21 protein-coding genes are annotated in these 22,540 nt (G+C 64.5%); 5 read left to right on the plus strand and 16 right to left on the minus strand.

The window, feature by feature from the left end; genetic code table 11:
- Positions 1-318 precede the first annotated feature (318 nt).
- From BM282_RS15855 to paaA, 7 genes are all read right to left on the minus strand, one after another.
- On the minus strand, positions 319-768 hold the full coding sequence (locus BM282_RS15855; RefSeq protein ID WP_089882860.1) for a hypothetical protein: 450 nt from the start codon (positions 766-768) through the stop codon (positions 319-321).
- A gap of 6 nt (positions 769-774) precedes the next feature.
- Complete coding sequence (locus tag BM282_RS15860) at positions 775-1,887, minus strand: hypothetical protein (RefSeq protein WP_089882861.1); 1,113 nt, start codon at positions 1,885-1,887, stop codon at positions 775-777.
- 245 nt (positions 1,888-2,132) lie between these two features.
- Positions 2,133-2,300 (minus strand): 1,2-phenylacetyl-CoA epoxidase subunit PaaE, encoded by a 168-nt coding sequence (gene paaE / locus BM282_RS18670; protein ID WP_175501589.1) that lies wholly within the window; start codon positions 2,298-2,300, stop codon positions 2,133-2,135.
- 2 nt (positions 2,301-2,302) lie between these two features.
- Positions 2,303-2,725, minus strand: coding sequence for a 1,2-phenylacetyl-CoA epoxidase subunit PaaD (gene paaD / locus BM282_RS15865; protein WP_089882863.1), 423 nt, complete (start codon positions 2,723-2,725; stop codon positions 2,303-2,305).
- The gene (paaC, locus tag BM282_RS15870; RefSeq protein WP_089882865.1) at positions 2,718-3,587 is read right to left on the minus strand and encodes a 1,2-phenylacetyl-CoA epoxidase subunit PaaC; all 870 of its coding nucleotides are present in this window, start codon (positions 3,585-3,587) and stop codon (positions 2,718-2,720) included. The genes paaD and paaC overlap by 8 nt, the downstream gene beginning before the upstream one ends.
- Positions 3,587-3,901: a 1,2-phenylacetyl-CoA epoxidase subunit PaaB gene (paaB, locus tag BM282_RS15875; protein ID WP_089882867.1), complete on the minus strand. Its 315-nt coding sequence runs from the start codon at positions 3,899-3,901 to the stop codon at positions 3,587-3,589. The genes paaC and paaB overlap by 1 nt, the downstream gene beginning before the upstream one ends.
- Positions 3,902-3,903: 2 nt before the next feature.
- Positions 3,904-4,848, minus strand: a complete 945-nt coding sequence (paaA, locus tag BM282_RS15880; RefSeq protein ID WP_089883167.1) for a 1,2-phenylacetyl-CoA epoxidase subunit PaaA — start codon at positions 4,846-4,848, stop codon at positions 3,904-3,906.
- Between the two features lie 88 nt (positions 4,849-4,936).
- Here paaA and BM282_RS15885 point away from each other — a divergent pair, with 88 nt between their 5' ends.
- Together BM282_RS15885 and BM282_RS15890 are read left to right on the plus strand one after the other, a co-directional pair.
- Positions 4,937-5,575 carry a helix-turn-helix domain-containing protein gene (locus tag BM282_RS15885; protein ID WP_089882868.1) on the plus strand — a complete coding sequence of 213 codons (639 nt, stop codon included), beginning with the start codon at positions 4,937-4,939 and terminating at the stop codon, positions 5,573-5,575.
- Between the two features lie 54 nt (positions 5,576-5,629).
- On the plus strand, positions 5,630-6,394 hold the full coding sequence (locus tag BM282_RS15890) for an enoyl-CoA hydratase/isomerase family protein (protein WP_089882870.1): 765 nt from the start codon (positions 5,630-5,632) through the stop codon (positions 6,392-6,394).
- A gap of 11 nt (positions 6,395-6,405) precedes the next feature.
- Here BM282_RS15890 and BM282_RS15895 read toward each other — a convergent pair whose 3' ends face one another.
- A complete protein-coding gene (locus tag BM282_RS15895; RefSeq protein WP_089882872.1) occupies positions 6,406-6,909 on the minus strand; it encodes a hypothetical protein in 504 nt (167 codons plus the stop codon).
- 82 nt (positions 6,910-6,991) lie between these two features.
- Positions 6,992-7,864, minus strand: a complete 873-nt coding sequence (locus BM282_RS15900; protein ID WP_089882874.1) for an amidohydrolase family protein — start codon at positions 7,862-7,864, stop codon at positions 6,992-6,994.
- 500 nt (positions 7,865-8,364) lie between these two features.
- Here BM282_RS15900 and BM282_RS15905 point away from each other — a divergent pair, with 500 nt between their 5' ends.
- A complete protein-coding gene (locus tag BM282_RS15905) occupies positions 8,365-9,396 on the plus strand; it encodes a glycosyltransferase family 2 protein (protein WP_089882875.1) in 1,032 nt (343 codons plus the stop codon).
- A gap of 36 nt (positions 9,397-9,432) precedes the next feature.
- Here BM282_RS15905 and BM282_RS15910 read toward each other — a convergent pair whose 3' ends face one another.
- From BM282_RS15910 to BM282_RS15920, 3 genes are all read right to left on the minus strand, one after another.
- Complete coding sequence (locus tag BM282_RS15910) at positions 9,433-10,071, minus strand: HAD family hydrolase (protein WP_089882877.1); 639 nt, start codon at positions 10,069-10,071, stop codon at positions 9,433-9,435.
- A gap of 61 nt (positions 10,072-10,132) precedes the next feature.
- Entirely contained in the window at positions 10,133-11,530 is a 1,398-nt protein-coding gene (locus BM282_RS15915) for a sulfatase (RefSeq protein ID WP_089882879.1), read from the minus strand.
- A gap of 99 nt (positions 11,531-11,629) precedes the next feature.
- On the minus strand, positions 11,630-13,144 hold the full coding sequence (locus BM282_RS15920; protein ID WP_089883169.1) for a lipopolysaccharide biosynthesis protein: 1,515 nt from the start codon (positions 13,142-13,144) through the stop codon (positions 11,630-11,632).
- Between the two features lie 188 nt (positions 13,145-13,332).
- Here BM282_RS15920 and BM282_RS15925 point away from each other — a divergent pair, with 188 nt between their 5' ends.
- Positions 13,333-14,316: a glycosyltransferase family 2 protein gene (locus BM282_RS15925; RefSeq protein ID WP_089882880.1), complete on the plus strand. Its 984-nt coding sequence runs from the start codon at positions 13,333-13,335 to the stop codon at positions 14,314-14,316.
- Between the two features lie 107 nt (positions 14,317-14,423).
- On the opposite strand, the gene BM282_RS15930 is transcribed toward BM282_RS15925, so the two are convergent.
- From BM282_RS15930 to BM282_RS15940, 3 genes are all read right to left on the minus strand, one after another.
- Positions 14,424-15,938, minus strand: a complete 1,515-nt coding sequence (locus BM282_RS15930) for a lipopolysaccharide biosynthesis protein (RefSeq protein ID WP_089882882.1) — start codon at positions 15,936-15,938, stop codon at positions 14,424-14,426.
- Between the two features lies 1 nt (position 15,939).
- Positions 15,940-17,649: an asparagine synthase-related protein gene (locus BM282_RS15935; protein ID WP_139229744.1), complete on the minus strand. Its 1,710-nt coding sequence runs from the start codon at positions 17,647-17,649 to the stop codon at positions 15,940-15,942.
- Between the two features lie 259 nt (positions 17,650-17,908).
- The gene (locus BM282_RS15940; RefSeq protein ID WP_089882885.1) at positions 17,909-19,147 is read right to left on the minus strand and encodes a sulfatase; all 1,239 of its coding nucleotides are present in this window, start codon (positions 19,145-19,147) and stop codon (positions 17,909-17,911) included.
- A 196-nt stretch (positions 19,148-19,343) separates the two neighbouring features.
- Here BM282_RS15940 and BM282_RS15945 point away from each other — a divergent pair, with 196 nt between their 5' ends.
- Positions 19,344-19,565, plus strand: a complete 222-nt coding sequence (locus BM282_RS15945; RefSeq protein ID WP_245758394.1) for a hypothetical protein — start codon at positions 19,344-19,346, stop codon at positions 19,563-19,565.
- A gap of 71 nt (positions 19,566-19,636) precedes the next feature.
- Here the strand turns inward: BM282_RS15945 and BM282_RS15950 are convergent, their stop codons facing one another.
- Complete coding sequence (locus tag BM282_RS15950) at positions 19,637-22,279, minus strand: glycosyl hydrolase family 28-related protein (protein WP_089882889.1); 2,643 nt, start codon at positions 22,277-22,279, stop codon at positions 19,637-19,639.
- Positions 22,280-22,540: the final 261 nt, after the last annotated feature.

Genomic DNA, 22,540 nt, shown 5'->3' on the forward strand with positions numbered 1-22,540 from the left:
GACAGGAGAGAACACAACGCACGTCTGAACCACGGTCACTCGAACCGCGCCCGACGAGCGAAACCACTGCTCGTTAATAATCCGCTGTCAGCGTCGCCGAACGAAACGGCCACGGTGGCGACGTCGAAACGCGACGCTCGACGAAACGAGTTAGATTCGACGACAACACCGAATCTCACATGCGCACCGGGAGTACGTCGAGGTGGTTCACAACGCGCTGGAACGAACAACCGAGCGATAATCGACGTTCTCGGGAGCGATTATCGTCCAATTTATTATCTGGATAGCCGGTCGAGGAACGCGCCGACTCTCGTCCGACTACGTCGTCCGGACGCTCGCCATCGTCGTGTTCGACGCGCCCTCGACGGCCACGCTCGGTCCCGACGGCGTGGCCGCGGGCGTCCGTTCGCTCGTGTCGTCGACGGAGGACCCGCCACCCGACGACCCGCCGTCGCCGTTCGACGCCTCGGGGACGGGACCGCTTCCCGTCTCGGGTTCGGGAGTCGGCGCCGGCGGACCCGCCGACGACGTCGGTTCTGCGGCCGTCGCCGCCGGTGGCGGCGTCGCCGTCGGACGCCCCGGTGGTGCTTCGGTCCCGTCCGCGTCCACCCGCGTCGCCGTCGCTGTCGGCCCGATATCCGGGTTCGGACCCGGCCGGGGACCGTCCGTGACGGTGCTCTGCTCTCGCGTCACCGTCGGCGTCTGTTCGGGCCCGCCGCCCCCGCACCCCGCGAGGACGACGAGGAGGACGACGAGGAGTCGCTTCATCCCCGCTCAGTTCATCGTCGTGTTGGAGTCGCCGCTGACGCCGTCCGTCGCCGCCGTCTTGTTCGTGACGCTCGCGGTGAACGAACTGTTGACCACGGTGACCGCGGGGTGGTTCGCGGAGATGGTCTGGAGACTCGGGTAGTGCAGCGACGCGGCCGACCCCGCGCCGGGTTGGTCGGTGAGGTCCGGATAGCCGTCCTCGCCGTTCATCACCAGCGCCGAGTTTCCGCTCGCGTCCTGCGTGAGGTTGAGGTGGTCCACGAACGTCGACTGCTCGCCCTGCCAGTCGGCCGTCGTCAACTCCCGCCGGGTCGTCGTCGTGTCGCTGAAGTTCCCGTACTCCGTGTACTGGGCGGACCCGCCGACAACGTTTCCGTTGCCGTCGGTCTTGTTGTTGATGCCGAGAAGCACGATGGTGTAGCGGAGGTTCACCGTCACCTCGCCCGTCTCGCCGTCAGTCTCCTCGTTCACCACGTCGGTGGAGTCGGCCGCGCCGTAGTACCCCGCGTCCATCCCGGGGTAGTTGTTCTGGGGACCGTGTCCGACGACGACGTTCCCGCCCTCCTCGTACTGCGAGGCGCTTCCGATGGAGTTGCCCTCGAGGTACGACTGCTGGGAGGCGACCGCGTTCGACCAGTTCCAGTTCGCGTAGTCGGGACGGCCCTGCCCGTCGAATAGCTTGATCGTCGCTCCCTCGATGTTCGGGTCGTCGTTCCCGCGCGAGAGTATCTCGTCTCGGACCGCGGTCGGCGACAGGTCGACCGTCAGCTTTCCGGACTCGCCGGGCGCTTGGACGAGATTTCCGTTCCCGTCGAACGACTCCTCGGTCAGCCACGGCGTCGCGCGGAAGACGGGCCACCAGTCGCCGCTCTCGTCCTGCGCCTCGACGAGGAAGTGCACCTTTCCGACGGGGTCGTCGAAGCCCTCCCAGTCCACGGTGAACTGCGGGGAGATTCCGACCTCGTTCACCTCACCGTCGTTCGTCGTCGCCGACACGTTGCTCGAGTTTATCTCGACGTGCGACGTCGCCGACGCGCTACCGGACGCCAGCGTCAGTCCTGCACCCGCGATACCTACCGCACCGATTCCTTTCACGAAGGTTCGTCGTCCAAAGTTCATTGTGTGTCCCACCGAGTTGCCTACCTCGGTTGCTCGAACCACCGGACGACTATCACTAAACTATCAGTTTGCTAACGTGCGCTCAACCGGTCGTTCAGGCGTTTCAGAGCCGATACTACCCAATGTCCCGAACGAGTTAGCTGGCTCGTACGTTCGGCTCAACGACTACTTATGCGGACGAATCGACTCGTTTCGCAGAAATATCCGACAGCTCTTCGAACGACGGCACTCGATTCGGAAACGACTCAGCCGAACTTCTCGAACGGTTCCTGACAGTCGTTGCAGTAGTGCATCGACCGGCAGAGTCCGGGTCCTTTCGGGTGTTCGCGCTCGGTGTTCGTGCCGTCGCAGTACGGACACGCGGCCGTCTCGTCCTTTCCGCTGGTGTCGACGCTGGGGTCGAGTCCTCGCATGGTCAGATACTCAGTCCGAACTCGCGGAGGTCTTCTCTGCCCGTCTCGGTCACCATCTCGACGGACCAGGCGGGACTCCAGACGAGGTTGAGCAGCACCGATTCGACGCCCTCGACGGCCAGAACCGCCTTGCGGATGTCGTCTCGGAGCATGTCGCGCGCGGGACACCCGGTGTAGGTGAGCGTCATGTCGATGCGCGCCTCGCCCGTCTCCGCGTCCACGCCGACGGCGTAGATGAGACCCAGGTCGACGATGCTGATGGGCATCTCGGGGTCGTCGACGGAGTAGAGCGCGTCCCACACGTCGCGTTCGACGCCTTCTGCGCCCACGCCCGTCGCGGGGAACCCCTCGACGTAGTCTCCCTCCGCGTAGTCGGTGTACGCGCAGTACTTCGCGCCGCCCTCGCCGGTGAACTCGCTACTCATCGTCGGGGTCCTTCATGAATCGGGTCGCCTCGTGCAGTTCCATCTCGCGGTACGCGCCGGTGAAGTCGTCGAACAGGACGCGCCAGTGTTCCGTGTGGTCGCCGTCGCGACCGAGGTGGTCCGGGAGTGCGTCGGCGTCGACGCTCCCGTCGTCGCTCACTGCGGGCGGGCGGAGGTCGATTCCCACGTCGGTCATCGTCTCCGTCACCGTCTCTAGCCACTCCGCGCGCATGTCGGCCAGCGTCCGCGTCCGGACGCCGAGTTCGTCGATGACCGCTTCCGCGTCGGCGGCGTCGCGCGCGGGTTCGAAGAGCGTCAACGCGTGGGGGAACAGGCGGTCCGTCGCCTCCTGCACGCGTCGGCGGCCCTCGTCCGAGGAGACGAGTCGGCGGAGCCAGTTTACGGCGTGTTCGCGGTGGTAGTCTTCCTCGCCGAGCACCTTCTCCACGCGGTCACGGATTCGGGGGTACGACGAGTCGGCGAGTGCGTGCAGTTGCAGGTGTTCGGCCTCGTCGTAGAAGTACGACCGGACGATACAGTCGGCCCAGTCGCCCTCCGCGAACGGGAGTTCCACGAGCGTCGAGTGTCTGAACGTCTCGGGGTCGCGTTCCCAGATGAGGTCGGGTTCGGTGTACCCGAAGTCCTCTAAGAGGTCGTACCAGAGTCTCGCGTGCCCGAGTTCGTCCTGCGCGATGTTGGCGATGGCGATGTCGGACTCGATGGTCGGCGCGCGCACCTGCCACTCGGTGTAGCGGTCCGCGAGGACGAACTCGTCGTCGGCCATCCGTCGAAGCAGGAGTTCGACGGCCTCGCGTTCTCGGTCGGAGAGGTCCGTCGGTCCCGAGAGCGATTCGACGGACATCAGCTCTCACCTCGGTTCTTCTCGGCTTCGACCTGTTCGGTCTCGGAGTCGGCCACCTCTTCGGCGACGGCGCCGACGTTGAACGTCATCGCCCACCGGTAGGACTTGTCCGTCGTCCCGCCGAACTTGGCGTGTTCGGCGTCGACTTCGGATATCTCGTCTTTCGGGACGACCCAGATGCTGTTGGTCGGCTTACGGCGTGCGTGCTGAATCTGCGCGAACATCAGGGCCATCTCGCGGTCCGGCGCGTGGACGTTCCCACAGTGCTGGTGGTAGTCGCCCTTCTTGTCTTGTCTGAACACTTCCCAGATCATGGTCAGTCCGCCGTGGCGGGCGTGGCCCCGCCGGTGTTCGCCTCGTACTCGTCCATCGTCTCGCGCACCCACTCGACGGCGTCGTGCGCCCGCTTACGCGAGTCTATCTGTCCCAAGCCGGGTTCGTACTCGTTCTTCGCTATCTGGAAGAACTCGTCCCAGTCTAAGTCGTCTTCCTCGACGACGTAGCCACCCTCGTCCTCTCGGTACTCGACGCGCGGGTACTCGGGCAGTTCGAGGCCGTACTTCTCTATCTTCGGCATGTACATATTCAAGAACGCCTGCCGAAGTTCGTCGTTGGTGTTGAGTTTCAGCCCCACCTGCGAGGAGAAGTCGTGGTGCGTGGACTTCGCGTCCGTCGGGCCGAAGAACTGGATGATGCGCGGCCACCACGTCTCGAAGGCGTCCTGCAGCATCTCCTGTTGTTTCTTCGTCCCCTGCGACAGTTCCCGGAGGATGCTCTCGCCGTGCTTGACGTGGAAACCCTCCTCGAAGCACACTTTGTCCATCGCGTGCGCGTACGGTTCCCAGCTAGAGGACTTCAACGTCGCCTGCCGGCGCATCGCCGCGCCGTCGACGAAGAATCCGATCATCGGCGTCTCCACCCACGACTCTAGCGGGTAGTGGAAGCAGTTCAGGAACTTCCCTTTCCCCTCCGCGAGTTCGTCGAGCATCTCGTCTCGCGTCTTGATTCCGAGGTTCTCGGCGGCGCGGTACAGCAGTTGACCGTGGCCGAGTTCGTCCTGCACCTTCGCCGAGAACGCGAGCTTTCGCTCCAGACTCGGCGCTTTCCGGATGAACGGGCGTTCGAGGTATGCGCCCATTATCTCGGAGTTGGCGTGGAACTGAATCATCCGCGTCGCCGCCTTCCGGTACTCCTCCGGCATGTCGTCTTTCGGGGAGAACTGTCTCGGTCCCGCCCGTTCCTTCACGGTGTCGAGGTCCATCTCTATCATCATCTATCATCGATTACCACTTACCCATTAGCCCGTCCATAGACTGGCTTTATATTATCGCGCGTGTTTCTACCTACACGTGATAGACGAGTGCCTCGTCGCGGAGTTCAGAATTGAGGGCGACGACTGCCCACTGGCGGCGGCGACGGAGGGTCTCGACGCGACCATCGACGCCCGCCCGCCGCAACTCCGTTCGGACGGGAACGTCCTGCTTCAGTTCTCCGCGCAACCGAGCGAGGAACTCTCCGCGACGCTGGACGCCGACGACCGGATTCGCTACCTCCACGTCACCCACGCCGACGGCCGGAGCAACTACCGCTGTCTGTCGAAGCATCCCTGCGTCGTCCACGAACTCGTCGACGAGGGCTTTCTCGTCGAGTCGATGCGCTACGAGAACGGCGGGTCGACGATGCGCGGGGCCGTCGTCGGCTACGACGTCCTCCGCGGGGTGATGGAGGCGGCGGGTCGGACCGTCGGCGTGAGCCTCCAGCGCGTCTACCCCCTCCGAACCGACGACGACGAACCCGTCGGGCGAGCGTACGAACTCACGCCGAGACAGGAAGAGAGCGTTCGCGTCGCCGTCGAGATGGGCTACTTCGACCTCCCCCGCCCGGTCACGTCCGAGGAGGTGGCCGCGGAGTTGGGTATCTCGAAGACGGCCTTTCTCGAACGACTCCGGCGGGCGCAGGGGTCGCTGTTCGGGTCGCTGTTCGGCTGACTCGTTCCGCCGCCTTCGCCCAACGTTTTGTACCGCCTCGTCGTAGCCGCCGCTATGCGTGTCGAAGACGACGACGGCGTGCGCCGAATCACGTTCGACCGGCCGGACGTAAAGAACGCCTTCACCGGCGACGTGGCCCGCGAACTCGCCGCGGCCCTCGAAGAACTCTCCGCGGAGACGCACGACGCCGCCGTCTTGACGGGCGACGGCGACGCCTTCAGCGCCGGCGGCGACATTCAGGCCATGGCGGACAGAGACGAGACGGCCCGCGAGTCCTACCAGCGAGTCAGAGAGACGCTGGGGGCCGTCGCCGAAGCGGTGCTCACCGCACCCGTCCCCGTCGTCGCGCGCGTCAACGGCGACGCCGTCGGCGCGGGGATGTCGCTCGTCGCCGCCTGCGACTTCGCCTACGCGGCGGACGACGCGCGGTTCGCCGCCTCGTTCGTCAACGTCGGCCTCGTCCCCGACCTGGGTGGGACGGTGACACTCCCGCGACTCGTCGGCCTCCGGGCGGCGAAGGAACTCGCGTTCACGGGCGACCTGCTATCGGCCGACAGAGCGAACGAACTCGGACTCGTGAACGACGTGGTCCCCGCCGAGGAACTCGACGCGACGGTCGGGGAGATGGTCGAGAAACTGGCCGCGAAACCGACCGAGAGCATCGCACTGGCGAAGGAGGCAATCCACGCGAACCTCGGCCGGCCCTGGGCCGACGGGTTAGAACGCGAGGCGCAGGCGCAGACGCTGGCTTACGACACCGACGCGCACGAGGAGGGTGTGAGCGCGTTCTTGGAGGGGCGACGGCCGGACTTCGACTGATCCCGCCGGTCTCAGTCCAGTTCTTCTCGAATCAGGCTGTCCTCGTCCACGTAGTATCGAACGGTCCACGGCGGGTAGTCGGCGTGTTGAGTCGCCGTCGAGTTCGGACCGCCGGTCGGTTCGTTCACGTACGCGCCCGCGCAGTGGACAGTCGCCGTGTAGCCGTCCTGTACCTCCTCGACCGACCGGACGCTACAGGACTTCTCCGAGAGGCCGACGGTGGCGTCGGGACTCCAGAGTTCGTTGTACCGGTGCCGGAACTCGTAGGTGAGGACGTACGATTCGACGGACTCGGCCGTCGGATTCGCGGGTCGCTCCGGCGCGGACTTCGGCCCCGACGGGAAGACGGCCGTCTCGTCCGGGTACGGCGTGGTCGGCGCTTCGGTCGTCGGTGTCTCGCTCGTCGAGGTCACAGGCGAGTCCGTCGACGCCGCCGTCTGGGGACCGCCGAACGACCCGACGCACCCGGCGAGAGCGACGAGGACGACGAGACTCAGGAGGGCAGTTCTCTTCACGACTTCCGCTACAGGACACCGGCTGAAAGTGTCACCGGAGAGTTCGAAGCGCGCTTCAGTTTCGGCGGCCGTCTCGGACCGTCTACAACCCGAGGAACGACTCGGCGTTCTCCCACAGAATTTTCCGCTGGACGGCGTCGCTCGCGTCGAACACCTCGTCGAACGACTCGAACCACCGTTCGGGACGAATCATCGGGTAGTCCGTCCCGAACATCACCTTGTCCTGCAGAACCGTCTTCGCGTAGTGGACCACCTGTTCGTCGACGTACTTCGGCAACCATCCCGAGAGGTCCATGTAGACGTTTCCCTTCTGCTGGCAGATGGCCAACTGCTCGCGCTCCCACGGAAACGCCGGGTGCGCGATGAGGATGGGCATCTCGGGGTGTTCGGCCGCCACGTCGTCGACGAGCATCGGGTTCCCGTACTTTATCTTCAGGCCGCGGCCGCCGGGCGCGCCCGCGCCGAGCGTCGAGTTGCCGCCGTGGAAGACGACGGGCACCCCGAGGTCTTCGATGGTGTCGAACAGGTCTCGGTGCGCCTCGTCGCTCGGGTCGAACCCTTGCGCTATCTGCTGGAACTTGAAGCCCGAGAGCCCGAGGTCCTCGACGCACCGAACCGCTTCCTCGACGCAGTCGTCTTTGAGGGGGTCCACGCTGCCGAATCCGACGAAGAAGTCCGGGAACTCGTCGCGCACCTCGGCGACGTAGTCGTTGGGAACCGGCGGATTGCCCGTGTTCGTCTCGGCGTCCCACCCGAGCAAGACGGCTCTGGCGATACCCTGTTCGTGGTACTCCTCCCGCATCGTCTCGTACTCCCACGTCTCTATCTCGGTACCGAACTTGCGCGCGGCGTCGCGCATCATCTCGCCACCCGCGTCTTCGAGGAACTCCGCCGTCGGCTGGTGGGCGTGGGTGTCCACGATTCGGGGTTCGTCCAGCATATCTCTCACTGACATTAGTGATATACCGTCTTCGAGGTCGAAAAATAGCCCGGCGACGACTCGCGCCGTCGCCGACGCGTCCTCTCGCGACACTCGTCACTGAACTGCCAGTTCAAAGGCGGTTTTTCACGGTTACAAACAGTATAACGTCGCTTTTCTCGTTCGTCGACGCGTCTCGAATCTCGCTTCAGTCACTCGATTCGGAAGAAGACCCTGCGAACGCCAGCGGGAACTCCCGACTCTCGGCGGAGACGAACGCCGCCGCGAAACTCTCACTCGGCGTAGATTCTCGCGTTCGGACGCGACCGAGTGAGGGCTCTCTCAAAGCCGCGAGAACGCGCTCGCCGAGTTTTCAGGTGCGTAACGGACCGCGCGTCCCGACAACTGGGGCATAACAAAGTCTATCTCGGGCAGATTCCTATACGAAGGCCGCATCAGCGGCGTCACGTTCCAATAGCCCCACTCTCAAGTGGCGGCGGCGGGAACGTCACGACGGGGACGGCCACCGGAGAACCATGTACAAAGGCAAACGAGTCGCAGTCGTCGTACCAGCCTACAACGAGGAGGGGTTCGTCGGACGAACCCTCGAGAGTGTGCCGTCGTACGTAGACCGCATCTACGCCGTCGACGACGGGTCGTCCGACGGCACGTGGGACGAGATACAGAACACGTCGCGCCGACTGAACGAGAGACAGGCGGAACCGGTCGCCACCGACGGCGGGCGGCACGACGGCGCCCGCGTCGTCCCGATTCGACACGAGACGAACAGCGGCGTCGGTGCCGGCATCAAGACCGGCTACTACCGAGCGATGGAGGACGACATGGACGTCGTCGCCGTCATGAACGGTGACGCGCAGATGGACCCCGAAGTGCTCCCGCACTTTCTGAACCCCATCGTCGAGGACCGCGCCGACTACGCGAAAGGTGACCGCATCAGTCGCCGCGAGAACGTCGGCGAGATGAGTTCGTTCCGCCTCTTCGGAAACCGCCTGCTCACGAGGCTCACGAACCTCTCCAGCGGCTACTGGAAGACCATCGACTCGCAGAACGGCTACACCGCCGTCTCCGTGGAGATGCTCGAACGGATTCCGCTCGAAGAGGTGTACGACCAGTACGGTTTCCTCAACGATATGCTCACGACGCTGAACCTCCACGACGCGCGCGTCGTGAACGTCCCGCACCGAGCGGTCTACGGCAACGAGCAGAGTGGAATCGTCTACCGCAAGTTCGTCCCCAGCCTCTCCGGACTGCTGTTCCAGAACTTCCTGCGTCGCCTCGCCTCCCGGGCCACGGACCGCTCGTACCAACCCGCCGTCGTCGGCTACGTCGTCGGGATGGTCGGGATGCTCCTCGGCGCACTCGGCGCCGCACGCGGCGTCACGCGCGTCCTGCGCCGCAAAGAAGAGAGCTCGTTCCTTCGGTCTGTCGCGGGCCTCCTCGCGGGTGTACTCGCGTTCGTCGCGGGCGCGTTCCTCGACAAGCGCGCGAACGAACACCTCGAACTCGGGTTCGAGACCGACGCACCGGCGTACGACGACGACGCGTAGACGTACGTAGACGACTCGGTTCTCTTCGCCGTTCTCTCACTCGAACAGCGGAAGCAAGAGCGCCGCGAGCGACTCGGTGTCTCTCACCGTGACCGTCGAGGGCCGGTGTTCGTCTCCGACGTACACCGTCTCGAACCCGTGCTCCTGCGCGGGTGAGACGTCGGTGTCGTAGGAGTCGCCGACGTAGACGAACGCGTCCGCTGGCAGCCGTTCTTTCGCCGCCTCGAACATCCTCGCGTCCGGTTTCTTCGCGCCCACCTCGCTGGAGACGACCAGCGCGTCTACCCACTTCTCTAACCCGTGCATCTGGAGTTTCCGTCGCTGTACCGTCTCGTTTCCGTTCGTGAGCACGCCGGTCTGGTGGCGAGCGGAGACCGTTTCGACGAGTCGCCGGACCGAGGGCGCGACGCGAGAGGCGATACACTCCGTCCGCACGAACGACGCCGCCAGCATCTCCGGCGGCGTATCGAGCGCGTACTGCTCGCAGACCGTCTCGAACGCCCGTTCGTACGGGTTCGGCTCGAACGCGTCGAGCGCGTCGGTCAGTTCGTCGGAGAACGTCTCCGTCATCTCCGCCGTCGTCTCCCCCGGGACGCTCTGTTCGAACCACGCGGAGAACGGAGTGGCGTAGGTGAGGAGCGTACCGTCGAGGTCGAAATAGACGCTCGTCGTCATCGTCGTACCGACGACGCCCGGTAAAAAACAGCTTTCGGCGTCGGGCCGCGCTTTCGGGGGTTCAGAGGTATCCCAAGTCCTCTAAGTGAGAGGTCATCGAGTCGTCGAACTCCGCGCGCTCTTCGCGCTCGGACTTCGGGAGGCCGTACGTGTTCAGCCACGACTCGCACTCCTCGGCCAACCGCTCGCGCGCGTCGGGATGCTCGTCGGAGACGTCGGTCACCTCGTCCGGTATCGCGAACAGTTCTTCGCCGGACTCGCTGCGCTGGTACCGGTAGTCGTGCGTCCGGAGACTCGTCAAGTCGCCCGCGTGGTAGCGCGAGGCGTCGAACGAGTCGTCTCGCTCGCGAATCATCTCGAGTTTGCTCGCACAGCGGGCACCGCTGCGCTGGGTTACGGCGAACTCGCGGTCACCGTCGCGCAGGTCCATCCCGACGGGGACGTCGGCGTCGACGCCGGCTTCCGAGAGGACCGTCTTCATCGCGTCCGCGTGCTGGACGACGTCAGAACGCGTCCCGGAGAGGCCGTCGACGCCGGAGACGACGAGTGGGACGTGCGAGACGGCGTCGTCGGCGACGACCATGTGTGCGAGCATCCCCTTCTCGCCGAACAGTTCGCCGTGGTCGGAGGTGACGACGACGAGGGGGTCGTCGAGACGCTCTTCGGCGTACTCGACGATGCTGCGGACCGTGTCGTCGACGTAGCGAATTAGCGCGTCGTACATCGCGTGCAGGGCGTTCCACTCGTCCTCGGTGAACGACGCGCCCCGGGCGATGTAGCCGTGGAGGTCCGACGACATCTCCATCGCCAGTTTCAACGCCTCGTCGACGGACATCTCGAAGCCGTCGGCGTACAGGTCCTGGTACGGTTTCGGCGGGTAGTACGGGTGGTGACTGTCGCCGAGGTGCGTGTAGAGGAACAGGCTCTCGTCGTCGCGTGCGGCCTCGCGGATGTGCCGCCGTGCGATGGCGTCGCTGATGTATCCGACGGAGTGTTTCGCCGTGTCGGTGGTGTATCCGGCGGAGTGAGTGTTGAGTTTCGTGAGGTAGCGGAGCACCGTCGGCACTCCGGCCTCTTCGAGCAGCGTGTCTCTCCCGAGGTAGTGGAAGTCGTCGAACCCGCGCGCGAGTCCGGTGACGTCGCTCAGTTGGGGGTTCGGCGAGATGCAGGCCGTCCGGTAGCCCGCTCTCTGGAGGGCTTCCGGGATGGTCGGCACGTCGCTGGACAGTCGGTTCTCTTGGGTCCACGTTCGGTGCGAGGAAGAGGCCAGTCCCGTGAGGATAGAAGCGCTCGACGCGCGGGTCCAGACGTCGTGAGAGAAACAGTTCTCGAACGCCGCGCCGTCGGTGCGCTCGCTCAGCGACTTCAGGAACGGCGTCGTGTCACGGTGGTACCCACCGAGTGTGGTGTGGTCCTGCCGGACGCTTTCGAGGGTGATCCAGACGATGTCGCGTGACATTTGACACCCGAACGATATCGCTCCGGGGCATTAATTCGTCAGCGACTAACGCCGAAATCGTTCGAAACAGGTCCGATTATCCACCGGTTGTCGCCCGCGTCACCGGCGGGCGCTCGCGACGATGCCCTGGATGTTGCTTCGGATTCCCCAGTGGAACTGGTGTTCGAGCAGTGCGACCATCGCGAAGTAGGTGACGGCGCCGACGACGATGCCGACGACGAGCTCGGCGATGGCGGGGAACTCGATGAGCGAATCGACGTACCAGACGGTGCCGGCCATCACCGCGCTGGCGGCGACGGGGAACGCTATCTCTCGCACCGTCTCGGACCAGTGCATCTCCAGCATCTTCGCCGTGATGTAGATGTCGATGGGCATCATCGGGACGATGTAGATGGCCGTGACGACGGCGGCGGTGCCGGCGATACCGTACCCCCACGTTATCGTCACCGGATAGATGGCGATGGCGATGAGGGCGACGCGGAGCGCGCCGAGTTTCGTGAGCAGGTCCGGTCGGCCGAGCGCCTTCCAGATCGGACCGAACGTCTGTCCCAGCGCCCGGAGGAAGCCGTAGATGGCGAGAATCTGCATCGGCAGCACCATCGACGTCCACTCTTCGCCGAGCGCGACCATCACGAAGTCGGGGGTGACGACGGCGATACCGAACGCGACGGGGGCGGAGATGAACGCGTTCACGCGCAGCGTCTTCTTGAACGTGCTCCGCAACTGCTCGGCGTCGTTCTGGAGTCGCGAGAACGCCGGGAACATCACGCTGGAGATGACGCTCGTCAACTCCGTCGCGGGGGCGTTCGAGAAGCGGTAGGCGTACTGGTAGAACGCCAGCGGTGCCGCGCCGATGAACGCGCCGACGAAGAAGTCGTCACCCTCGCTGTAGAGGAAGTAGAGGATGGACGACCCGGTTATCCACTTGCCGTAGTTGATGAGTTCGCCCGCCGACTCGCGACTGAACCCGAGTCCGGGGCGGTAGTCGTGCAGGAGGTACGACAGGACGAGGCGAAGCAGGTCCGAGGCGACGTACCCCGCCACGAGAGAGAGCGCCGTCGGACTGACCAACGCCCACGCGATGGCGACGACCACCTGTACCACGTCGCCGCCGACGCGGTAGACGAACTGCTTGTGGAAGTCGAGGTTCTTCTGGAAGTAGACCATCCCGGGGTTCTTGAACCCGAGCAGCAACGGCGAGAGCGCGATGACCCGAATCAGCGTCGTCGTGCTCTCGACGTTGCCGTCGCCGAGTATCTGCGCGATGAACGGCGCGGCGAGAAACAGCACGCCGGAGATGATCGCTCCGCGGGCGATTTCGAGTATCCACACCGTGTTCAGGTGTTCGTCCACGTTCTCGTCCTCGTCGTGGACGAGTGCGGCGTCTAGGCCGACGTTCGTGAACTTCTTGATACCGCTCAACGCGAGCAGTGCGACGCCGACGAGACCGATCTGCGTCGGGCCGATGAGTCGCGCGAGGACGAGGAGCATCACCAACTGGAGGATGCGCCCGAAGGCGTTCTGTCCCATCGCCCAGATGGCGCTCTTGACGACGCGCTCTGCGGTTCCACCGCTGGGAACGAGACGACGGAGAAGAGCGCGGAGTCGGCTCACCGCCGACCCTCCGCGCACACGCGAGATTCCATGACCTGTGTACGAAGCCGTCTTCTTGGCGTATCGTTATGCCGCTGGTAATGCCCGATACTCTCTCTCGCGCCACCGCCGGTACAGGCGTCTTCCGACGCCATCTGTGGTGATTAGTAACCGGCGAACAAAGGGCGTCCGAACCGAACGACCGCACAATGAGTACCCACTCGGAACCCGGTCTGGTCTCGGTGGTCATCCCGGCGTACGGGCGCCCCGAGTACCTCGACGCGGCCGTCGAAAGCGTCAACGACCAGACGTACGGTCCGATCGAACTCGTCGTCGTCGACGACTGTTCGCCGGACCCCATCGAACCCATCGTCGAGGACGCGACGACCGACGCTCTCTCGTCGGTTCGCGTCGTCCGTCACGAGGTGAACCGCGGCGCGAACGCCGCGCGAAACACCGGCATCGAGGCGTCGAACGGGGAGTTCGTCGCCTTCCTCGACGACGACGACTACTGGCGACCGACGAAAGTCGAAAAACAGGTCGCCGCGTTCGAAGCGGGCGGGAAAGAGGTCGGCTTCGTCTACACCGGTCAGGAGAACGTCAGCGCCGACGGGACGACGACGAACTACCGCGTCCCGAGCACGCGTGGGTGGGTCACTCGGGACCTGTTCCGCGGCGCGTCGCTCTGTCCGTTCTCCTCGGTGATGGTCCGCCGGTCGGTCGTCGACGAGGTCGGCCTCCTCGACACGCGCTTCCCGAGTTGGCAGGACCGCGAGTGGTATCTGCGCATCTCCGAAGCGTGTGCGTTCGAGGTGGTCGAAGAACCCTTGGCCGTCCGCCGCGTCGACTCGCACGGTCAGATAAGCGACAACTACGAGCAGAAACGCGACGTGTCGTATCCGCTGTTCTTGGAGAAACACCGCCCGCTGGCGCGCAAGTACGGCAAGCGACACGAGAAGGCGCTCGTGGCGGCGCAGTCTCGGTCGCTCGGTCACGCGGCACTGATGAACGGCAGGTACCGCGACGCCGTCCGATTCCTCCTTCGAAGCGTCCGTTACGACCCCTCGCAGACCGAGTCGTATCCCGCACTCGCCGTCGCTCTCGGCGGCGAACGGACCGTCGGTGCAGCACAGCGTCTCAAGCGATTCGCAGAACGACTCCGCGGGAGTCGCGAGTTCGGCAACTCGGCCTGAACGCGCTCTCGACGACCGCTCGCTCTCTTCTCGTCCGGTTCGTGTAGTCCCCGAGAAAAAACAGTCCGCGCACGCTGGTCTTCGCCGAACGCGACCCCCCGCCGTCCTCAGAGGACGTTCGAGGCGACTTGCGTGACCAACCGTCGGATGCCGTAGTCGAACGTGTTCTCGACGAACAGGATGACCAGCCCGTACGAGACGACGCCGGTCAGAATCGCCGCGACGAACTGGACGAGTGCCATCTCCGGCGGCACGACGTTCTGGACGGCGAACACGGCCGCGCCCATGATTCCGCTCACGACCAACGGCATCCCGATGGTCATCACGAACCGCCGAACCGACCCGTCTATCTCGCGGAGGACGAGGTAGTTGATCGTTATCTCGGAGGTGAAAAGCGCGCTCAAGAGGACGGCGGCGGCCGCGCCGGTCACGCCGAAGCGCTCGACTGCGGGGAGGATGATGACCGCCAGCGCGATGGTCTTCATCACCATCACCTTCGTCACGTAGTCGGGGCGTCCGATGGCCTTCAGGAGCGGTCCGGACGTCGCTCCGACGGAGAGGACGAACCCCCAGATGGCGAGCACCTGCATCGCACCGACCGCGGGTAACCACTGTTCGCCGAGGAACGCGAGGACGAACGACTCCGAGACCAGGAAGATACCCACGGCCATCGGCGCGGAGACGAGCGACGTGAGCTTCAGGACGTTGAAGTACGTCCGTCGCAGCGCCGCGGCGTCCTCTTGGAGCTTCGAGTAGGCGGGGAGCATCACCGTCGAGATGACGCCCGTCACCTCCGTCGACGGTGCGCGGGCGAAGCGGTAGGCCAGTTGGTAGAACCCGAGCGCGGCGGCTCCGAGCGCCCACCCGACGACGGCGTCGTCACCCTGCGTGAACAGGAACGCGAAGATGCCGTACCCCGTTATCCACCGGCCGTAGCCGAACATCTCCCGCGCCATCGGTATATCGAACTCGAAGACGGGGCGGCGACTGTCGAGGAAGTACGACACGGCCGTTCGCGTGGCGTCGCCGAGCAGTCGTCCGAACACGAGCGCCCAGACGTTCTCTAAGACCAGTGCGAGTCCGATGGCGACGACCACCTGCATCAGCGTCCCCGAGAGCCGGTAGACGAACTCTCTGTGGAACTCCATCTCCTTGTGGAGATACATCATCGCCGGGTTGCGCAACCCGACGAGGAGCGGCGACAGCGCGATGACGCGGAAGATGTCCACCGTCCGCGGTTCGTTGAAGAACTGCGCGAGGTACGGCGCGGTCACGTAGGCGACGGCGACGATGAGCAGTCCGCGCATCGCCTTCATCGTCCAGACGGTGCCCAGGTACGCGTCTACGTCGTCCTCTTTCCGCTGAATGAGCGCGGTGTCGAGTCCGAGGTTCGACACCTGTGTCATCGCGGCGAGACCGAGCATCGCGAAGCCCAAGAGACCGAAGTCTGCGGGCGCGAGCAATCGCGCCAGCACGACGTACATCCCGAGTTGCAGGACGCGGTCGGAGACGTTGATGGACGTCATCCAGATACCGCCCTTCACCGTCCGCTCACCGATTCCGCCGGACGAGGGGACGAGACGGGCGACGAGACGACGGAGCGGAGCGAGTGGCCCGGCCATCTCAGGCTGTTACGGGCTCGGACTTCGGTCCGAACTCGAGGCCGGGAAACTCCGACTCGACCGCTTCGAGCCATATCTCTTGGGTCACCATCGAGAACAGCTCTCTCCAGTAGCTTCCCTGCCGCGCGCAGTGGGCCGCCATCGCGTTCGTCACGGCGGTGTGGTCCGCCCACCCGCGGTCACAGAACCGGTCGAGTTTGTCGATGACGAACGAGCGCAGTTCGCCGTCGGTCCGGACCCACTCCTCGTAGTCGGGGTAGCCGAACGGAATCTCGTCTCCGAGGAACGGGACCGCCCGTCGGAAGCGCCGCTTGCTCAGGAGGAAGCGGACGCCGCCGGGTCCGTACTTGAGTTTGTTCACGGCCGGTGGCGTCCAGTTCGCGGCTTCGGGCACCCACGCCTGCTTGGGCGCGAGGTCACCGAGCATCCCGTGGCGGAAGTCGTTCTCCAGTCGCATCTCCGGCGAGATGCGGAGCGAGACTTCCAGGACGCGCTTGTCGGCGAACGGGTTCGACACCGGGACGAAGTGACCGATAGAGCGCGGCCCGCCGCGGAAGATGTACCGCGCCTGTCGGCTGGCGATGTTCCAGATGTCGATGCGGTTGCAGTGGTTCGACTCCGGACTCGTCCGTCCGTACGACCGGGCGACCGACTCCTTCGCGAGACTGCGGTCGAAGTACTCCTGGTCGAGCAAGTCGTTCCAGAGGTTCTCCTCGAAGCTGTCGGTCTTTTTGTAGATGTCGTCTGGACCGAACGACTCCGTCAGCATCTGGGGCGTGAGCTTCGACCCGGCCAGCGTGATGTCGCCGAGACTCCCGAGGAAGAGTTTGTCGCAGTCGTCCCGCATCTCGTGCATGCTCGGGAGGTGATGGAAGTTGTTCATCGGTACCGTACCGTCGGTCAGTCTAATTCCCTCTTCGGCGTACTCGGTGAGGTACTGTCCGAGCGGGAAGAACTCGAAGTCGGCGTGACTGGCCATAGCCGAGAGGCGGGCGATGAACGGTTCGTCGCTGCCGGAGACGCCGAAGGAGTACGCCGTCGTCCTCGCCGTCTTCGGCATCGCGGCGAGAATCAGGCGACTGTCGAGGCCACCGCTCAGGTGGATTCCGTAGTGGTGGTCGTCGTCGGTCCGCAGTTCCATCGCCTCCCGCATCGCCTCCGTCAGGTCGTCTGCGGCCTCCTCGACGTCGTCGTAGTAGTCGCCGTACTCCATCTCCCAGTAGGTCGACTCCGTCCGCCGGAGGCCGTCGTCTGTGAGTTCCACGTCGGTGACCGTCGCGGCGGGCAGGAGATTGACCTCCTCGAAGTGGGTCTTCTCTTCGAGCGGGTAGCCGAAGTTGAGCGCCTCGGTCATCGCCGTTCGGTTCAGCGTGACGTCCAGACGGTCGACGTCCGCGAGGTAGTGGAGGACGCCCAGGACGCTCGTCGCGCCGACGAACAGGTCGTCAGTCTCGTAGACGAACAACTGCTGAAAGTTCAGCCGGTCCGTGACGACGCGGAGGCGGTCCTCGGACTCCAACACGCCGAGGAACTCGCCGTTGACGCGGTCGAAGTCGGGGCCGACCGACCGGAGAGCGGAGGGGGTGAGCGGTTCCGAATCCAGGTAGGCGTCGCCGACGACGGCACCGAGTTCGCCGTCCGATTCGACGGCGACGTCGACGCGTTCCTCCGACGCCGTACAGACGAGCGAGTTTCGTCCCTCGTGCCACACCGCGCCTTCGCCGCACAATTCGGCGATTTTGTCGGCACGGTCTGCGCCTACGTCTGAGATGCCGCGAGAGTCGTAGGCAACGAATAGACTCATTTCGTCAGAAGAGATGTGCTGAAGCGAGTATAGTTACCTCGCCGTTAACGGCGGAGAGCGTCCGTCGTAGTCGAATTGTAATTCAGCGCTGCTCTCGCGCCGTCCGACGGACGGCCCGCCGAACCGCCGCACCGAGGCCCGACCGAGGCCCGTTCGACGGGTTCGCTCAGATACTTCCGTCGGCCGTCACTTCGACGGCGGCGTCGATGATGCGTCGGCGTTCGTCCTCGTACTCCAGTTCGTGGTCGGTGACGGACCGACCGATGTCGTACAGTTCCTCGTCGTCGAGGGGATTCCCGTCGGCGTCTTCGACGGACTCGCCCTCCGGCCGGCGGGTGTAGCGCCACGACCCGCCGTGGGCGACGCGCCAACCGTCGTTGTTCCGACTGGTGACGACGGGGTGGCCGATGGAGTCGTCTATCGTCTCGCCCGCGCCGATACGGGTGAGGAGGTCCGGGAGTCCCGAGAGCGAAAACGGGCGCTCGACGCGTTCCTGCGGGTGGTTCGCGACGAACAGGGGGACGCGGACCGTGTCTTCGTAGAGCAGTCCGTGACCGTAGTGTCCGTCTCGTTCGCCGAACGACTCGCCGTGGTCGGCGTGGACGCAGAGGGCGGTGTCGTCGTCTATCGCACGCGCCATCCGGTCGACGAACTCGTCGGTGAAGCGAATCGTGTCGTCGTACGCGCGCAGGAGTCGGTCGTGAAGCCACCCCGAGACGGGCGTGTTCTGCTTCGCGCCGCCGAACAGCCAGGCGTTCGCCGCGTAGGCCGCCGCGGACGACTGCGAGCGGTAGCCCTTCGGCGGCAGATACGGCATGTGGACGTCGACGAGGAATATCCACAGGAAGAACGGTTCGTCGTCTTCGCGGGCCTCGTCGAGCCAACTCGTTATCTGGTCGTAGTAGGCGTCCCACGACATGTACATGTCTTGGCCCTGCCACCAGTTGACGACCTGACTCGCGAGGTCAGAGACCGCTCCGCCGCGGTCGCTTCCCTTCTCGATGGTGCCGCTCGTGAGGTCGTCGTCCATGAAGTCCTGGAAGTGGTCGAAGCCGGCGTCGTAGCCGAAGAACCGCGAGGTCCACGGGTTCGCCGTGAACCCCGCCGTCTTGTAGCCCATGTCTTTGAACTGCTGGGGGAGCGTTCGGCCGGCCTTCAGATTCTGTCGCATGACCTCCTTTCTGTCCGCCGCCGTCGACCGCTCGATGGGGTAGCGACCCGTGAAGAACGTCGAGGACGACCCGCTGGTCGCTCCGGCCGGGGCGACGGCGTTCTCGAAGACGAGGCCGTCTTCGGCGAGGCGGTCCATCGCGGGAGTGAGGCCGGCGTCGCTGCCGAGGAACCCACACCGGTCGGAACGGAAACTGTCGACGGTGACGAGGACGACGTCACGCTTGTCGGGCATGCGTCGGACTACCCGTTTTCGCGGTATTGTTATGCCGCGAGTACCCCCGAAACGAAGCTGGCGATGCGCTCACGAATCTCACCCCTCCCGAACGGCGTCAGACCGCTCTCACGCCCGTAGCCGGTCTATAACAAACCCCTCGGTTGCCGAACTTGCTCTCACATTGGTCACTATGAACTCGAAAACGAGCGACTCCGTGTCCGAGACCGACGCCGGACAGATTTCACTCCCGGAACACATCTTAGAGCGCGTGGACGCACGCGTCCCTCGAACGAACTTCGAAACGAGAGACGAGTACGTCGCGTACGTCCTCGAAGAAGTACTCGCACGCGTGGAGGACGCGGGTGACGACGAGTACGAGTCGGTCGACGAGCGAGAGGTCCAGAGCCGTCTGAAGTCGCTCGGCTACCTCGAATAACGTCCGCTCGGCTCGAAACGCGGAGACCCGACGCGGGCAGAGCGGTATCGCAGGTGTCCGTGGTCGGCCGTTCAGCCGAGGTTCACCACGGCGTCGCCGTTGATGTTCATCTTCGTGATGCTCCCCGAGAAGCGGAAGCCGTCCTTCCCCTCTTCGACGACGCCTGCGACCTTTCCGTCGAACACCTTGTCTTCGACACTGTCGAGCGCTTTGTCGGTCGTGACGCTCAGGTCGGGTGCGGCCTCGATGTCGCCCGAGACGTACACCTTGTAGGTTCCCGCGGCGCTACTGGTCGACCCGTCGATGACGAGCGTGTTCGGCAGCGCTTCGTTGCCGCCGAGGGTGCTCGGGTCGACTTGGGTTCCGTTGACGTAGACGTTCGCGTCGCCGTTCATCGAGAAGTCCGTAATCTCGCCGGAGTAGACGTAGCTGTGTTCGACGTCCGTGAGCGCTCCCTCCGCGCTCTTCGTCGAGACGTTGTCCGAGAGGTCGTCGTTCTCGTCCGGCGAGACGGCGATGTCCTCGGAGACGGTCAGGCGGTAGGTCGTGCTCGTGCCCGTGCCTTCGATGGTGACGGTGTTCGGCAGGTCCGTCACGGGGTCGGTCGTCGATCCGCCGACGTACTTCGCGGGGTCTATCTCCTTTCCGTTGACTTTCACCGTCGCGAACTCCGCGCCCTCGAAGGCGAGGTTCGTGATGCTGCCCGTGTAGTGGAACACGTCCGTCCCGGCGTCCGGGCCGACGCGCCCGGAGGCGGTCTGTGCGTCGACGGTGTCTTCGAGGCCGCTCGCACCCCGGACGATTTCGCCGTCGACCGTGATGTCGAACGTCGTTTTGCCGCCGCCCGTACTCTTGACCGAGATGGTGTTCGCCGAGAGCAGTTCGGGCGACACCTGCACCGACCTCGACCCGTCGGCCGTCTCGATGTAGTAGTTCGAGTTGTCGGCACCCGTCGCGGAGAAATCCGTGACGTGACCCTCGTAGAGGTAGCTGTCGGTGCCCGAAACGGGTCCGAGGCTGTCGGTGACGGTGTTGTTCTCGACGACGCCTTCTCCGGAGGCGGCGGGCTTCATCGTTCCGCTGGTCGAGACGGTGAACTCCGTCTCGCCGGTCCCCTTACTCTCGACGCGGAAGCGGTACGGGAGGTCGTAGCTGGACGAGTCGTCCGTGCTGTCGCCGGAACTGCCGCCCGTGCTTCCGTCGCTGGTCGAGGGAGTGCCGTCGCTCGGCGTCGTCTTCGGCAGCGAGGGGAGCGGGCAACTGTCGCCGGACGTGATACCCGACGTGCTCACGCGGCCGTTCCGGAACGTCGTCGACCGGCCGCCGACGTCGATGTTCGTGTTCTTGACGACGGAGCCGTCGCAGTTGTCCAGAACGATACCGTCGTTGTTGTTCCGCGAGGAGATGCAGCAGTTCTCGATGACCGAGTTGGTTCGGTCCTCGAAGTACATCGCGGCCTTACTCCACGCGGACCCGGTGACGCTCACACCGTCTAGTTCCATCGCGTACGGCTTGCCAGCGTCGCGACGAATCTCCTGTCCGTAGATGGGGATGACCTCCCCCGCGTCGCACTGGACGCGGGTGTTTCGGATGACCGCGCCGCCGGTGTCGAAGTTGATGTAGATTCCGGCGAGCGCTTGGCCGGACGTGTTCTTGACGATGACCTCGCAGTCCTCGATGACGGGCCCCGAGTACGTCTTGTCGTTCGTCTGCGCCCAGATGCCCCGGTTGAGTTGGATGGGTTCGCCGTCGTCGAACGTGGACTCCTTCTTCTCGTTGCGGGGGTCCCAGTCCTCCGTGTCCATCACGACCGTACAGTTGCGAATCGTGGAGTCACGACCCGCGGCCCGGATGGCCGTGTGGACGACGTTCTTCATGTAACAGTTCTCGATGAGGTAGGTTCCCGCCCCTTTCCCGGTGTAGATACCGGACTCCGACCCGTTGTGAATCTCGATGTTCCGAAGCACCATGTGACCCTCGTGACCGCGACCCGACCAGATGTCGAGAGAGGACTTGGGGTAGTGCTGGAACTCCGTGGGACCCGTGCGGTAGAGGCCGTCGACGACGGCGACGCCGTTGGGGTCGGTGACGTTCGCGCCGAACATCGTCGGACAACTCGGCGTCCACCCGTCGTACTCGACGTTCTCTAAGCGGAAGTTGTCCTTGATGTTCCCGCCCATTCCGACGCCGGTTCTGTAGTCGTCGCGGCGGTCGATGGTGAAGTCCTTCAGGAGGGCGCCGTCGACGTTGTTGAAGTTGATCCAGCGGAGGTCTTTCTCACCGACGGGCACGGTGAAGCGCACGTCCGAACGGTCGCTTCCGATGCCGACGATACCGACGCGGTCACGGAGGCGGTGTTGGTTCTCGACGAGGTACTCTCCCGGCGGGAACTCGAGGAGGGTGCCCGACTGGAGGGCGTTGTCGAGTTTCCGGTCGATGGGGTTCCGGCCGTTGGGGTCCATCCCGACGTCGTCGACGGCGTTCAGGACGCGGTCGAACGTCACGCCGCCGCGTTCGACGCTCGCAGCGGCGGACGTCGACGCCGCACCGGCACCGGCGGCGACGGCGGCGGCGGCGGCACCCAGCTTGAGGGTGTCGCGGCGGCCGAGGAGTTTGGCGTCGTCAGTCGGTCGTTCGGTAGTGGCGTCGTTGGTTGGCCGTTCGGTCGGTTCGGTGCCCGCGTCGTGTGGGCGGTCAGCAGGTTGTTCTGCCATGGACACTCGTTTAGTATTAGGTTAAGATAATAAATGCATCGATTATTCCGGGGGCATATAGTTAGTAAAAATGCCATAGTTACGTGACTTTCACAAAATACTGAACATCTTGTTTTCCTCTAGATTACCGATTCTAACGGCACCTTTACTTACCTGTTTGGGTTCTCGGCGCTCGAAAAACAGCGTCCCAAGGTCACCGCGTAGATGGCTCAAAAACAGCGAAAACAGTCTTAAGGTAGCATTAACAGCTGTTTCACGGGA

It is taken from the genome of Halogeometricum limi, from assembly GCF_900115785.1.
In the GTDB taxonomy this organism is placed as follows: domain Archaea; phylum Halobacteriota; class Halobacteria; order Halobacteriales; family Haloferacaceae; genus Halogeometricum; species Halogeometricum limi.